This is a genomic window from Thalassospira sp. MIT1004, assembly GCF_001858545.1.
In the GTDB taxonomy this organism is placed as follows: Bacteria; Pseudomonadota; Alphaproteobacteria; order Rhodospirillales; family Thalassospiraceae; genus Thalassospira; species Thalassospira xiamenensis.
This window is the reverse complement of record NZ_MCAO01000022.1, coordinates 320754-334829: the sequence shown is the minus strand read 5'-3', so window position 1 is coordinate 334829 and position 14076 is coordinate 320754. Positions and strand designations below refer to the sequence as shown.

Annotated in this window: 14 protein-coding genes; 13 read left to right on the top strand and 1 reads right to left on the bottom strand. The window is 50.7% G+C overall.

All coding sequences use genetic code 11. The features are described 5' to 3' along the window. Positions 1-23: 23 nt before the first annotated feature. The 13 genes from ugpC (at position 24) to BC440_RS10160 (ending at position 13008) form a co-directional block, all read left to right on the top strand. Positions 24-1142, top strand: a complete 1119-nt coding sequence (ugpC, locus tag BC440_RS10220) for a sn-glycerol-3-phosphate ABC transporter ATP-binding protein UgpC (RefSeq protein WP_071240044.1) — start codon at positions 24-26, stop codon at positions 1140-1142. Between the two features lie 306 nt (positions 1143-1448). Further along, positions 1449-2537 (top strand): extracellular solute-binding protein, encoded by a 1089-nt coding sequence (locus tag BC440_RS10215; RefSeq protein ID WP_007089602.1) that lies wholly within the window; start codon positions 1449-1451, stop codon positions 2535-2537. A 133-nt stretch (positions 2538-2670) separates the two neighbouring features. Further along, positions 2671-3783 (top strand): ABC transporter ATP-binding protein, encoded by a 1113-nt coding sequence (locus tag BC440_RS10210; protein WP_071240213.1) that lies wholly within the window; start codon positions 2671-2673, stop codon positions 3781-3783. Further along, entirely contained in the window at positions 3780-4661 is an 882-nt protein-coding gene (locus tag BC440_RS10205) for an ABC transporter permease (RefSeq protein WP_071240043.1), read from the top strand. The genes BC440_RS10210 and BC440_RS10205 overlap by 4 nt, the downstream gene beginning before the upstream one ends. A gap of 14 nt (positions 4662-4675) precedes the next feature. Continuing rightward, on the top strand, positions 4676-5536 hold the full coding sequence (locus BC440_RS10200; RefSeq protein ID WP_007089599.1) for an ABC transporter permease: 861 nt from the start codon (positions 4676-4678) through the stop codon (positions 5534-5536). 442 nt (positions 5537-5978) lie between these two features. Further along, a complete protein-coding gene (gene ugpB / locus BC440_RS10195) occupies positions 5979-7277 on the top strand; it encodes a sn-glycerol-3-phosphate ABC transporter substrate-binding protein UgpB (protein ID WP_071240042.1) in 1299 nt (432 codons plus the stop codon). 80 nt (positions 7278-7357) lie between these two features. After that, on the top strand, positions 7358-8236 hold the full coding sequence (locus BC440_RS10190; RefSeq protein WP_007089597.1) for an ABC transporter permease subunit: 879 nt from the start codon (positions 7358-7360) through the stop codon (positions 8234-8236). Positions 8237-8250: 14 nt separating this feature from the next. Next, positions 8251-9105, top strand: coding sequence for a sn-glycerol-3-phosphate ABC transporter permease UgpE (ugpE, locus tag BC440_RS10185; RefSeq protein ID WP_007089596.1), 855 nt, complete (start codon positions 8251-8253; stop codon positions 9103-9105). Between the two features lie 63 nt (positions 9106-9168). Further along, on the top strand, positions 9169-10239 hold the full coding sequence (locus BC440_RS10180; RefSeq protein ID WP_007089595.1) for a sn-glycerol-3-phosphate import ATP-binding protein UgpC: 1071 nt from the start codon (positions 9169-9171) through the stop codon (positions 10237-10239). 169 nt (positions 10240-10408) lie between these two features. Continuing rightward, positions 10409-10882, top strand: coding sequence for a GAF domain-containing protein (locus tag BC440_RS10175; RefSeq protein WP_007089594.1), 474 nt, complete (start codon positions 10409-10411; stop codon positions 10880-10882). Positions 10883-10941: 59 nt separating this feature from the next. Then, the gene (gene ssb / locus BC440_RS10170) at positions 10942-11466 is read left to right on the top strand and encodes a single-stranded DNA-binding protein (protein ID WP_007089593.1); all 525 of its coding nucleotides are present in this window, start codon (positions 10942-10944) and stop codon (positions 11464-11466) included. Positions 11467-11630: 164 nt separating this feature from the next. After that, complete coding sequence (locus BC440_RS10165; protein WP_139192103.1) at positions 11631-12485, top strand: hypothetical protein; 855 nt, start codon at positions 11631-11633, stop codon at positions 12483-12485. A gap of 103 nt (positions 12486-12588) precedes the next feature. Beyond that, positions 12589-13008: an NUDIX domain-containing protein gene (locus tag BC440_RS10160; protein WP_223305096.1), complete on the top strand. Its 420-nt coding sequence runs from the start codon at positions 12589-12591 to the stop codon at positions 13006-13008. On the opposite strand, the gene BC440_RS22395 is transcribed toward BC440_RS10160, so the two are convergent. Beyond that, entirely contained in the window at positions 13005-13544 is a 540-nt protein-coding gene (locus tag BC440_RS22395; protein ID WP_233421868.1) for a YchJ family protein, read from the bottom strand. The genes BC440_RS10160 and BC440_RS22395 overlap by 4 nt on opposite strands. Between the last annotated feature and the right edge of the window lie 532 nt (positions 13545-14076).

The following is a 14076-nucleotide window of genomic DNA, read 5'->3' as shown; positions in this document are numbered from 1 at the left end:
TGGTGTGACAGGAGCTTACCTAAATGGCTGATTTGAAACTGGACCAGATCCGCAAAAGCTATGGCGCTGTTGACGTGCTGCATGGCATTGATCTGGATGTGAAGGACGGAGAGTTCGTCGTATTTGTTGGGCCGTCCGGCTGCGGTAAATCGACACTTTTGCGCATTATTGCCGGTCTGGAAGATATCACGGCGGGTGATCTGATGATCGACGGTGATATCGTCAATACCAAAAGCCCGCGCGACCGCGGGATTGCGATGGTGTTCCAGTCCTATGCGCTTTATCCGCATATGACGGTCTATAAAAATATGGCGTTCGGCTTGAAACTGGCTAATCACGACAAAAGCGCGATTGACCAGCGGGTGCGAGAAGCCGCCCGCATTCTGCAACTGGACAAGCTGCTGGATCGTCGTCCTTCTGAATTGTCGGGCGGGCAGCGTCAGCGTGTCGCAATTGGTCGCGCCATTGTGCGTCAGCCGAAAGTTTTCCTGTTTGATGAACCACTGTCGAACCTGGATGCGGCGTTGCGCGTTCAAACCCGTATCGAGATCGCTAAGCTGCATCAGGAATTACAATCAACGATTGTCTACGTCACACATGATCAGGTCGAAGCGATGACGCTTGCCGACAAGATCGTTGTGATGAATGCTGGCAATGTCGAGCAGGTCGGATCACCGATGCAGCTTTATCATCACCCGCAAACCCGGTTTGTTGCCGGTTTCATCGGATCACCTGCGATGAATTTTACAACCGTGCATGTTGATGCGGTAGCGCAGGGTAAGGTAACCGTCACTGTGCCAGGAGGCACCAAGGCCGTCCTGCCGTTTGATGTACCGGTCGATGATATTGGCAAGGATGTCGAACTGGGAGTACGTCCCGAGCATCTGTCACCGGGCGAGCAGGGGGATTTGTCGATCTCGGGCGAGGTCGACGTTGTCGAGAAACTTGGCGACTCTACCTATTTGTATCTCAAGCTCGCGAATGGCGACCGCTTCACGGTTCGCGCCCCTGGCCACAGCCGTATTAAAATCGGCGAGACTGTTAGTGCAGCAGCCGAAGCCGGGGCATCCCATCTGTTTGACGTCGACGGCAAGGCTTATGCCAAGCTGGAATGCCCACCGGAATATAGTGCCGACGAATAGAGTTTAGCTTCCAGATATTTAGTTATGAAGGGGTAGCCGGTTTGGCTGCCCCTTTTTTATTTGCAAGCAGATGCGTTTCGGTCCCGAAGTTCCGAAAAATTGTTGCAGAAGTTTAACTTGCAGAAAGTCCGGTTTCACGGCGAGAATTGAAACGAATTGTTCAAAAGAACGCAAAATGATCGATTTTGCTTTCGTTGCAACAGAGTTTCTTGCGATACTGGTGCAGTCCCGGAACGTTAGCAATGTCACAGAATACATTGACGCCGGACAGGGGAAGTGCCGTCACGTCAACAGAGAGGTAAAATAATGTCGAAAAAGCATGGCGCACTGCGCGGTTCTTTGCTGGGGCTTACTGCTCTTGCTGGAATGGCGATGCTTGGTGCAAACGCACAGGCTGAAGAGCTTCGTTTGCTGACCTGGGGTGGATATGCCCCGGATGACGTCGTCGAGATGTTTGAGAAAGAGACCGGAATCGACGTTGAAGTCACGCTTTCGAACAACGAAGACATGATTTCCAAACTGCGTGCTACCGGTGGTGGCGGTTTCGACCTTGCCCAGCCATCCCAGGACCGCATTTCTGGTGCACAGCTCGAATACGGCATTTACAAGCCGATTGATCTTTCCAAGATTGATGCTGCGAAGTTCATTCCTTCGATGCTGGAAGCAACCAAGAAAAACACCACGCTTGATGGCGAGGTTTATGGTGTTCCGCATGTTTGGGGCACCAGCGGCCTGATCGTTGACACGACCAAAGCTGGTGACGTCAAGGATTATACCGATCTTTGCAATGCCGATATTTCAGGCAAGGTTTCCTATCGCTTGAAACGTCCAACCCTGATCGGATTTGCCTTTGCAATGGGTATGGATCCGTTTGCGGCTTATGGCGATGAAGCCAAGTATCAGGAAATTCTTGATGCGGTTGAAAAGAAACTGGTCGAGTGCAAGCCGAACGTCAAAACCTATTGGGAAGGGGGCGATGCGCTTCTGAACCTGGTACGTTCTGGTGAAGTGGTTGCCGCTATGGCATGGGATACCGGTGGCTGGAAGCTCAATAACGACAACGCCGATATCACGTTTGTTGCCCCTGCATCAGGTGCATTGGGCTGGATCGATACCTTCGTCTTGCCGCGCAAATCCGAGAACGAAGATGCTGCTTACAAGTGGATCAATTTCGTCATGCAGCCGGAGATTGCTGCCAAAATCACCGCAAGTGCCGGTAACTTTACCGCATCCAAAGGTGCGGACGAGTTTGCGGATGACAAGCTGAAGGCGCAGTTCCAGGGAAGCTTCCCAGCCGAAGCCCTTGACAACATTAAATGGTATCCGACGGTTCCGGCTGGTCTGGAAACCCTTGAAGGCAAAACGCTTGATCGTGTGAAAGCAGCACAGTCGTAAGCCAAGCTGTTCTGATCCTGTTTGGATCGGATGATAATGTCCCCGGCATATGTTGCCGGGGACATTGCATTTTTTCATTTCTGCGATAGCCGGGTTCAAGCTGGCATCGGTAATTCATTTCATGCAGGCTCCTATGGCAGATCAATTCGACCTTGAATGTCGTGACGTGGTCAAAAAGTTTGACGCTTTTACCGCGGTAGATTCGATTTCACTTACGATTCCCAAAGGGTCCTTCTTTTCTATTCTGGGGCCAAGTGGTTGCGGTAAAACCACGCTGTTGCGCATGCTGGCAGGGTTTCAGGCACCGACATCGGGCGACATCCTGATCAAGGGATCATCGGTGCTGGGTGTCCCGCCAAACCGTCGACCGGTGAATATGGTATTTCAGCATCTGGCGCTGTTTCCGATGATGAATGTTTCGGAGAACGTGGCATACGGACTGAAACGCCGTGGTGCTGATCGGGCTACAATCGAGAAAAAGGTCAGTGATACACTGGCACGTGTCGGGTTGCCGGATTCCGGCCCCAAACAGATCAGTCAGCTTTCTGGAGGGCAGAAACAGCGTATCGCGATTGCACGATGCCTTGTGCTGGAACCAGCGGTGCTGCTGCTTGATGAGCCGCTAGGCGCTCTTGATCTCAAGTTGCGTGAGCATATGAAGGTAGAGCTCAAGCAATTGCAGCACGAGATCGGCACGACCTTTGTTTACATCACGCACGACCAATCCGAAGCCTTGGTAATGTCCGATCAGGTGGCCGTCATGAATGCTGGCCGGTTTGAGCAGGTTGGGGCTCCGCAGGATCTTTATTACAACCCGCATACGGCTTTCGTTGCCGGATTTGTTGGCGAAAGCAATCGCTGGAAGGGGACGGTTGGCATGACGCATGACGATCATATCGTTATCAATCTACCAACCGGTGGGGCCGTTCTGGCATCTCGCAAGACTCATCCAACACTGGCTGAAGGGCAACCTGTTGATGTTTTTGTCCGTCCGGAAACCATCGCGATTGACGGGCAGGGCAAGACTGACAATGCGATTGCCGCAAAAGTTGACAATGTTCTGTTTAATGGTGCCGCCAGCAGTGTTCAGGTCCGTGATAAGGCAACCGGCCATGAAATGACGGTTGCGTTGCCGCAAACGGGTGCTTTTGCCAATCTGAAATCCGGTGATCTGGTCAATTTGACCTGGGGGGCTGAACAAACCCGATGCTTTGTCGCAGCAGAAAATCAAGAGGCGACAGCATGACAAATCCTGCATCCTCGGGCACTGGTGGGGCTGTTCGCTTTGGCGCGCTATTGCTGGCCATGCCCTTGTTGATTTGGCTGTTTTTGCTGGTGATCCTGCCGCATGTCGACTTGTTGCTTGTGTCGCTGCGTGAACGGATTTCATATGGCAAGTACGAATTCAGCCTGATCAATTACACCGAGTTTTTTGTCGAGCCGCTTTATTGGAATACCTATGTTCGAACGGCGGTGATGTCGATCATGGCGACCGCACTTACGCTTTTGATCGGTTTTCCTGTTTCCTATTACATCGCCAAAGTCATGCGGGGCAAAGGCAAAAATGTTTTGTTCCTGCTATGCCTGATCCCGTTCTGGGTATCAGAGCTGGTGCGGACGTTTGGCTGGATGATTTTGCTGCGCGAAAGCGGTGTGATCAGCAATTTCCTGCAATGGGCCGGGATCGCCGATGGGCCGGTCGAGATGCTTTATAATGATGCCACCATCATGGTGGGGCTTGTATATACGTCGATGTTGTTCATGGTCGTGCCTCTTGTGTCAGTACTTGACAGCCTTGACGACAGTTTGATTGAGGCAGGCTATGACCTTGGCGGAAATGCATTCACGGTGACACGCGATATCGTCATTCCGCATGCCATGCCCGGAATCGCGTCAGGCTGCATCGTTGTTTTCATGCTGACACTTGGTAACTATCTGACCCCGAATCTTTTGGGCGGCAAGGATAGCCTTTGGTTTACCGAGCAAATCTATACACAGTTCATCACGCGGTTTAACTGGGAATCCGGATCGGCATTCGGGTTCCTGTTGCTGGTTCTGTCATCGATGATTGTTTGGATCGGTCTGAAGCTGAGCCGCCAGACACTCTCAGAAACCGTGAGCTGAGGGAGGAAACCGCCATGATTCCGAGCATTCCGCAGCCGCGCTTTTACAAAGGCATTTACGCAGGGTATATCGCTCTATTTTTCATCTACCTTAGTGCACCGTTGATTGTTGTTGGTGTGTTTGCCTTCAATGATAGCCTGTTCCCGTCCATGCCATGGGAGGGAGGCACACTCAAATGGTTTTTTGGCAGCGACGGTCCGTATATCGGAATATTCAATGACGGCAAGTTACTGGAAAGCGTTGGGGTTTCAGCCTTTGTCGCATTTTGGGTGACCTTGCTGTCGGTTACTGTCGGAACCTGCAATGCGTTCCTGTTTGAACGTGCGCAGTTTCCGGGCAAAAATCTGCTTTATGTGGTGGCGTTGTCGCCCTTGGTTATTCCCGGGGTCATATTGGGCATATCGATTCTGGTCTTTTCCAATGCCATTGCAAACGGAATTGAAGAAGCGATTGGATGGGATCTTGATTTCCTGCGACCGGGGCTGTTTCTGGTGATTATCGGACAATTTGCCTTTATCACTACGATAACGACGCTAGTGATTTCTGCGCGTCTTCGCAAATTTGACATCAGCCTGGAAGAAGCCGCACTTAATCTTGGTGCAACACGACAGGCAGCTCTTTGGACGGTTACCATCCCATTCCTGAAACCGGCATTGATCGGGGCGGGGATCGTTGCATTCCTGATGTCATTTGAAAATTTCAACACAACACTGATGCTAGTCGGATCTGATGCGCCGTTGACCATTGCCATGTTTGACCGCCTCAAACAGGGATCAACACCGGTTCTGAACGCGCTGTCCCTGCTGCTTATGGTGGTTTCCGGCGGCTTGGCATTGCTTTCCGTTTTTGTTCAGCGTGACAGGAATTCCACCTGAGATTACAGCGTCAAGATGCAGCGATCCATGTTCGCAAATGAACATTGAACGGGTATCCTTTGGGTACCCGTTTTGCATATGCAAATGGAGTTGTTGCAATGCATTGTTGCAAGTGCATGACTTTGTAATATTTGTGAAAGTGCCGAAAAATCTGGGGAAATGTTAAATGTGCGCATGTGAAAGACATTTATGCCATTCATCAGGATTGAAAGCCTTTGCAAGCTGTTCGATTTATGAGATGTTCATATGAACATTTGAAGGGGTCGAATGCACACTAAAAAGCAAAAACTGACAGTTTTTAAGGTCATTTCGCGCATCAAAAGTAAATTTCCGAAAACTGTCACTTGAGGAAACGTCCCCCTCGAATGAAAACGAATGCGTTGTGTCGACCGATCAACAGGCGGTTGGCGCGAACGAGTTTTTATTTGGGAGATAGAAGATCATGTTTCGCAAAACCCTGATGGCAGCAGCAGCTGTGTTCGCACTGGGCGGCACAGCGAATGCTGCGACCGAGATCACTTGGTGGCATGCCATGGACGGCGCACTGGGCGATGTCGTCAATCAGATCACTGCCGACTTCAACGCCAGCCAGGACGAATACCAACTGGTTGCTGTGAACAAGGGCGGTTACGAAGACACGATGACCGCCGGTATTGCTGCTTTCCGCGCGAAAAACCAGCCGAACATCATCCAGATCTTTGATGCCGGTGCTGCAACCATCATTAACGCCAAAGGCGCTGTTAAACCGGTTCAGGACCTTATGGAATCAAATGGTGTCAAGTTTGACATCAATGATTACATCCCGGGGGTTCGCTACTTCTATGCCGATTCCGATGGCAAGATGATTGGCATGCCGTTCAACAGCTCGACCCCGCTGCTTTATTTCAACAAAGATGCGCTGGCCAAAGCCGGTGTTGACGTGCCGAAAACCTGGCAGGAATTCGAAGAGATCGCACCGAAGTTGAAAGAAGCCGGTTTCGAAGGCCTTGCCGAGTCACACAGCCCGTGGATCTTCTTTGAAAACTTCATGTCGCGTCACAACCTTCAGATGGCAACCGCCAACAATGGTTATGACAGCACGGATGTCGAACTTCTATACAACAATGACGCGCTGAAAGATCACTGGAAGCACGTCAAAGAATGGAAAGATGCCGGTTATTTCGGTTACTATGGCCGCGCATGGGGCGCCAACCAGGACGCCTTCCTGCAGCAGAAAGCCGCAATGTGGCTCGGTTCTTCCGGCTCGTTCGGTGGTCTGAAAAAATCCGCACAGTTTGAATTTGGCACTTCGACCCTTCCATATTGGGAAGGCGTTGGTGACGCGCCGAAATCGACCTTCATCGGTGGTGCCTCGCTGTTCGCATTCTCTGGCCACAGTGCAGAAGAAGATGCCGGCGTTGCCAAATTCTTCGAGTTCCTGACCAAACCGGAAACCCAGTTCTACTGGCACAAAGAAACCGGTTATGTTCCGATCACCACCGCGGCCTACGAACTTGCCAAGAAAGAAGGCTACTATAACGAAAGCCCGGACGCCGAAGTCGGCATTCAGCAGCTTTCCGAAGAAGGTGGAGAGTGGACCAAAGGTTATCGCCTTGGTTTCTACGTTCAGATCCGTGAAGTCATCTATCGCGAAGTCGACAAGATGATGAATGGTGAAGCAACCATCGATCAAGCTTTTGCTACGATCGAGGAAGAAGGCAATGCGCTTCTGAAACGCTTCCACGATACCTATTCGAACTAAGCATTATCTCGCTGACAGGGCGGCTTTTACCGGCCGCCCTGTTTTTCGATTCCTGGACCGGTCTTGGGGTTGCGTCAGCAATGAAACGCGTACAATTCGGGCACAGCCCGGTGCCATACTTTTTTGTGGCACCACAAATTCTGATTATTGCGATATTTTTCCTGTGGCCTGCCGCACAGGCAGTTTACCAGTCTTTCCTGCTTGAGGACGCCTTTGGCATGTCCTCGCAATTTGTTTGGTTCCGAAATTTTGAGGATGTGCTTTCGAGCAGCAGCTGGCTGAAGTCAGCCATTTTCACAGCTGTCTTTTCCTTCCTTGTGGCATTCATTTCCATCGCGATTTCGCTGTTTCTTGCCGTTCGGGCCGATGAAGTGATCCGTGGAGCCAAATCATATAAAACGCTTTTGATGTGGGGATATGCCGTTGCGCCGCCTGTGGCTGGCTTGCTGGGCAATATGTTGTTCAACCCGTTGATGGGCGATCTATACAAGCTGTTCAACAGCTTCGGGTTTGAGTTCAATCACATCCAGAATGCGAATGATGCGGCATTTGTCGTGACGCTGATTGCCGTGTGGAAACAGGTCAGTGTGAATTTCATTTTCTTCCTGTCAGGTTTGCAGGGAATTCCGAAATCGGTAACTGAAGCCGCTACGCTGGATTGCAAAAGTGCGGAACGTCGTTTCTGGACGATTACCTTCCCGCTGCTGGCGCCAACCACATTCTTCCTGATGGTGATCAACCTGACCTATGCGTTCTTTGAAACGTTCGGGATCATCGATGTTTCGACCAAGGGATCACCGGGGGGTGCGACAGCAACCCTTGTTTACAAGGTTTATGTCGACGGATTCCTTGGAGCGGATATGGGCGGTAGTTCGGCGCAATCCGTGCTGCTGATGATCATGGTCAGCGTGCTGACTGTATTCCAGTTCCGATTTATCGAACGCAAAGTGCATTATTAGGGGGGGGACGCGTCATGTATCAGTCAAAATGGCGTTCTATTACCAATCATGTGATCCTTATTCTTGGATCGCTCTTTATGATCCTGCCGGTATGGATTGCGTTCGTTTCATCGACCCATACGCGTGAATTTCTGTTCCAGAACGGCTTGCAGTTCTGGTTTGGCGGACATTTCCTTGAAAATTACGGCGCGATCTTGTTTGACACGGCGGCAACAAAAGGCCGTGTTACTGCGCTTGAAATGCTGTTTAATAGCATGGTTCTTGGACTTGGCTTTGCGATTGGCAAAGTCATCATTTCAATGATGGCGGCATATGCGATCGTCTATTTCCGCTTCCGGCTTGCGGTGCCGATATTCTGGGTCATTTTCTCGACCCTTTTGCTGCCTCTTGAAGTGCGAATTGTGCCATCCTACGAGGTGGTATCAAGCCTTGGGCTACTCAATACCTATACCGGCTTGATCCTGCCGCTGATTGCGTCGGCAACGGGTACGTTTTTCTTCCGTCAGTTTTTCAGATCTGTTCCGGATGAGCTTTTGGAAGCCGCGCGTCTGGATGGGGCAGGGCCGCTTCGTTTCTTCATCGATATTCTGGTGCCGCTTTCGGTCACCATGATTGCCGCGATCTTTATCATCATGTTTGTGGTTGGCTGGAACCAGTATCTTTGGCCGTTGCTGATGACTACTGATGATCAGCTTTACACCATCGTGATCGGGATCAAGCAGGTTTATAATTCGCTTTATGAAGGCGGCCAGATTCCGCAGTTCCCCAAGGCATTTGCACTGACAATCATGGCAACCATCCCGCCGGTACTGGTGGTGGTGATTTTCCAGCGAATGTTCGTAAAAGGTCTGGTCGAAACCGAAAAATAGGCTCGATCAACCATTTGATATCAGTGATTTAAAGATACACAGATCCGCATACAGGATACGAAAATGGCAACTGTTACCCTTAATCGGGCTGAAAAAACCTATGACAATGGCTTCAAGGCTTTGCATGGTATCGATCTTCATATTGGTGACGGGGAATTCACCGTTCTGGTCGGCCCGTCGGGCTGTGGCAAATCAACACTTCTGCGAATGATCGCGGGCCTTGAAAGCATTACAGGTGGCGAGATCAAAATCGATGACCGGGTTGTCAACAATGTTGCGCCGGCTGATCGTGACATCGCGATGGTGTTTCAGAACTATGCGCTTTATCCGCATATGACCAACTATGCCAACATGGCGTATGGTCTTAAAAATCGCGGATACAGCAAGGTGGAAATCGACACCCGCGTTCGAGATGCCGCCAAGATTCTTCAGCTTGACGATTATCTGGAACGCAAACCGCAGCAGCTTTCGGGCGGGCAGCGCCAGCGTGTGGCAATGGGGCGTGCAATTGTGCGCGAACCAAAGGTTTTTCTGTTTGATGAGCCGCTGTCGAACCTTGATGCAAAGCTTCGTGTCGATATGAGGCTTGAGATCAAGAACCTTCAGCAACGTCTTGGAATTACTTCAGTTTATGTGACGCATGATCAGGTCGAAGCCATGACACTGGCAGATCGCCTGATTGTCATGAATGCTGGCGTTGCCGAACAGATTGGCACGCCGATTGAAATATATGAAAAACCGGCCAGCCTCTTTGTCGCAAGCTTCATCGGATCGCCGTCAATGAACTTCCTAAACGGGACGGTTTCGGATGACAAAAGCCACGTCGTTATCGGCGATGGCAGCAAGATCGATCTTGATCATCAGATCGAGGCCGGTCGAGAACTGGTGGTCGGGGTCCGTCCAGAACACTTTACCCTGACTGTCGATGGCAGTGGTGCATTGAAGGCCAGGGTTCGAATGATTGAATCGCTTGGTGCGGAAACGCTGGTCTATCTTGAATTCGGTGAAAAGAATGAAAGTGTGACGTTGCGCATGCAGGGCACGCATCAGTTTGCCAAAGGACAGGAACTGGCACTTTCGACCACAACCGATCAGGTGCATCTGTTTGACAGGGACAGTGGCAAGCGTCTCTGATCTTGATTTGATCTCTGGTTCGTCGCAAGCCGGTCTGCAGCGGCCCCGGTGCGTCTATCGTGCCGGGGCTGTTTTTTAGACGGAGGGAATGCGTAACCGGGTTAATTTTGTCCTTGTTTCGATACAGCCAAGCAGGTAGTTCCTTGGCCATACAACGCAGGAGCATCATGTGAACGCCGAACAGAAACAGGTTCTTTATCAGGAAGCTGAAAAAGAACTGATCAGCATCACCGAGGGTGAAACCAACGTCACCGCGCTGATGGCGACAATCAGCTGTATTCTTGCACAAAAGTTCGACTATTATTTCTGGACTGGCTTTTATATCGTTGATCCAGCGAAAGAAAATGAACTGGTCGTCGGGCCTTATCAGGGGACTTTGGGGTGCCTGCGCATTCCGTTTGGTCGCGGTGTTTGCGGCACAGCTGCTGCGACGCTCAAAACCCAGGTTGTTGAAGATGTTCACGCTTTTCCGGGGCATATCGCCTGTGACAGCCGGTCGAACTCCGAGATTGTCGTGCCGGTGCTGAATGCGCAAGGACAGTTGATTGCGGTGCTCGACGTCGATAGTGTCGAGGCTGGTTCGTTCGACGATACTGATCGCATCGCACTTGAAACTTTAATGCAGCGCATTTTTGCGCAATGATAACTCACCAGTTTCGTTCATACGAAACGGCGGACAACACAAACTTTGGAAGATAACCCATGGCTGGCAGTGTCAATAAAGTCATTCTCGTCGGGAACCTCGGCCGCGATCCTGAAATTCGTTTCACCCAGGCTGGCAAAAAGATTGCCAATTTCAGCATTGCGACCTCGGAACAGTGGCGAGACCGCCAGTCGGGCGAGCGTCGCGAGCGCACCGAATGGCATCGCATCGTCGTTTTCAACGAAGGTTTGGCCGATGTGGTTGAACGCTTTGTGAAAAAAGGCAGCAAGCTTTATATCGAAGGCCAGCTTCGCACCCGCAAATGGCAGGGGCAGGACGGCAAGGACAATTACACCACTGAAATCGTGCTTGAAGGATTCAACTCGAACCTGACCATGCTCGACAACCGCGGCGAAGGCGGCGGCATGGGTGGTGGCGGCGCAAGCTCTGGCGGCAGCTATGGATCGGACAATGGTGGCGGTTATGGCGGCGGATCGGATGCCGGTTGGGGCAATGGTAGCTCGTCGGGCGGCGGTTCTGCGCCTGCCGGAGCACCGGACCTTGATGACGAAATTCCGTTCTAAGACGCGGTTGGTTGCAAGACTTGTTGATGCCCTCGGGAACTTGCTTTTCCGGGGCATTTTTGTTCATGCCAGAAGAGTGCATCTGAATAAGCCACCCAGCCGATCTTTCGGTTCCCAGCCTCGCATCTGTGAAAAGTAGCATTCCCATGACATCGAATGGCAAGTTGACCCTTGATTTCATAAAGCAGCAGGCAGAAGAAGAACAGCTAATGCCGACGAACTTCAAGCAGGTGAAGCTGACAAAGAAGTTTCTGTTGCCGCACATCCGGAAATTGCAAGACGACTTGCTACGTCTGAGATTGCAGTTTGATCGTGAGTTTGATCAGGCCCGGCACCCGAAAAAAGGCGAATATCCCCAAGGATACTGCTATGAAATCACCAAAGGCGTCAAAGAGCTTTTGGAGCATGAGTTGCAGGCGCCACAGACCGTGGGGATTGGCGCGTTACGAGATTTTTGTCTGAATGGTGGAATAGCCAAACGTGTTTGGGGCAATCTTCGACACGAATATTTTCAGAATGCTTTCCAGTTCGGCGATCTTTACGTCGATGTTTCCAATGATACAGTGACGATCACCAAGCCAAAGGTGGAAATCCTTCCGCTGGCCAAGGCCCGATTCTATTCGATCTCGGACTATGACACCTATGCCGGGCTCGCTGAGAAATACTGGAAGGGTAATATCTATCCAAACCGGCTTTTGCCTGAATTGGCCGTTATGTTCCCGATCTTCTTTGTTTCGGCGGACGGGAAGCTCGAAGCGCATGCGAATTACCAGACGATCCTGTATCGCAATATGCAACTCGATTTCGCGTTAGCGGAGAGGTTCCTGACCAAGGGCAGGTTTCAAGATCGGGTATTCCCTGAAAACCATGCCAAACGTCTGATATCCGAGTTCGGCGGTCTTGAAATGCCGGTATCAAATGATGACCTTAAAAGACACTTCGCCGCCGCCCGGCAAAGCGAATTACGGCTGGATGCTGTTCGTTGTCAATTGCTGCTTGATCAGGCGCGAGCAATTTGAAATTGTTGTAACTTCAAACATATAATGTGTTCGTTTGAACATTTGCGCGGTATTCAAATCCGGGAATATAAATTTGGTCGGACCGATCTTTGGTAACCCGGACATGGGTAGAAACTACATCGTGCAGGACTGTGTCTATGCCGTCATCCGCAACGATGCCGGTGAGGTTGCGGTTGCGCGCACTCCCAAAGGCGTTGTTCTCATCGGGGGCGGGGTCGAGCGTGGCGAAAGTGAGCGTGATGCCTTGCATCGCGAAGCATATGAAGAATCCGGTTACAGGATAGATATTCGCAATCGTCTTGGAATTGCTTCACAATATGTCAGCAATTTTACCAAAGGCCGGTTTCGGCTCAAGCGCGGTGTGTTCTTCCTGTGCGAGTTCACCGAACGACTTGGGCCGCCGGTTGAACCGGATCATGAACTGATCTGGCTTGCCTATGATGATGCGCATCAAAAATTGATCCGGCCATTTCATCGTTGGGCGCTTGAAGTAGGGTTTGCGGGAGAGCAGGCATCGCCTTAACCGCAACACTTTTTATATTTCTTGCCCGAACCACAAGGGCAGGGATCATTGCGGCCAATGTTGACGGAGTTAAGAACAGTTTTTAGGTTTCGTTGTTCGGGAAATTTACCATCTATATAAAGCCAGTTCCCGTTGCGGCGTTCAAATCGGGATATTTCGTGCAAGACATGATCGGTACCCCTATCGCGAAACCGGGCAACGAATTCGACAATACCATTCTGATCAAGAATGCCGCCTTTATCCGTCGCAATTATTTCCAGTCCAGTCCATTCGCATCTGTCCGACCTGATCTGATCCTGATCAAATCCTGATGCCTTTTCCGGAGCCAGTGTTGCCAGAAGGTAATCCGCGTCTCGGCAAACAAATGCGCTGTAACGAGCACGCATCAATTGTTCGGCAGTTGAGGCTTTTCGCTTTCCAGCCAGGATTGCCCCGCAGCAATTGTCGAAACTTTCGCCTTTTCCACAAGGGCAGGGGCCTATGGCTGCAGGTTTATGCATCGCACATCGCAACTGTCCATTGGTCACATAAATCATTTTCGCTCAAACGCATTGTTAATGTCGTGTCATACCAGCCCCAACAGGAGCGGGTATCGACCAGTCCCATTACCACATTTTATGGGGTGCCTTAAAACGCTGCAAAAAACAATCAGTATGCCTTCTTTTTGCCGTATATCGATTTTAGCGTGAAGATATTGGTATTGATAATTCCCGACTGCGTTTATCGGGTAAATTATGTAAAATACTGATATTGAAAGTTAAATATAGCTGAAATCCAGTCAGGTTTATCTTGACGAATTTAGTCGGATTTAGGTATATTAACTTTTGCGGGTGGGGGCCCAATGGCACCGCCGGATGATGTTCCGGCCTAATGGCGGACATGTAAATTGTCGATTTGCTTCGAGGAAGGAAGAGACACGATGAATATACGTTATCTTTGCGTCTGCTGTCCTCTCCCATAGGGCCTATGGGATGAAATTGCGACCGGACGAAACCATTTCCCCAAATGAATGCCGGTCGTCCACGTGATTTAAGTCACAACTGACAGTGTTTGCGCGTCATCTAAAGT

Coding starts and splice junctions, on each gene's coding strand:
- BC440_RS10190 (WP_007089597.1), top strand. CDS start 7,358: ATGAAACGCGTACAATTCGGGCACAGCCCGGTGCCATACTTTTTTGTG.
- BC440_RS22395 (WP_233421868.1), bottom strand. CDS start 13,544: ATGATTTATGTGACCAATGGACAGTTGCGATGTGCGATGCATAAACCT.
- BC440_RS10205 (WP_071240043.1), top strand. CDS start 3,780: ATGACAAATCCTGCATCCTCGGGCACTGGTGGGGCTGTTCGCTTTGGC.
- BC440_RS10180 (WP_007089595.1), top strand. CDS start 9,169: ATGGCAACTGTTACCCTTAATCGGGCTGAAAAAACCTATGACAATGGC.
- ugpE (WP_007089596.1), top strand. CDS start 8,251: ATGTATCAGTCAAAATGGCGTTCTATTACCAATCATGTGATCCTTATT.
- ugpB (WP_071240042.1), top strand. CDS start 5,979: ATGTTTCGCAAAACCCTGATGGCAGCAGCAGCTGTGTTCGCACTGGGC.
- ugpC (WP_071240044.1), top strand. CDS start 24: ATGGCTGATTTGAAACTGGACCAGATCCGCAAAAGCTATGGCGCTGTT.
- BC440_RS10200 (WP_007089599.1), top strand. CDS start 4,676: ATGATTCCGAGCATTCCGCAGCCGCGCTTTTACAAAGGCATTTACGCA.
- ssb (WP_007089593.1), top strand. CDS start 10,942: ATGGCTGGCAGTGTCAATAAAGTCATTCTCGTCGGGAACCTCGGCCGC.
- BC440_RS10160 (WP_223305096.1), top strand. CDS start 12,589: ATGGGTAGAAACTACATCGTGCAGGACTGTGTCTATGCCGTCATCCGC.
- BC440_RS10210 (WP_071240213.1), top strand. CDS start 2,671: ATGGCAGATCAATTCGACCTTGAATGTCGTGACGTGGTCAAAAAGTTT.
- BC440_RS10215 (WP_007089602.1), top strand. CDS start 1,449: ATGTCGAAAAAGCATGGCGCACTGCGCGGTTCTTTGCTGGGGCTTACT.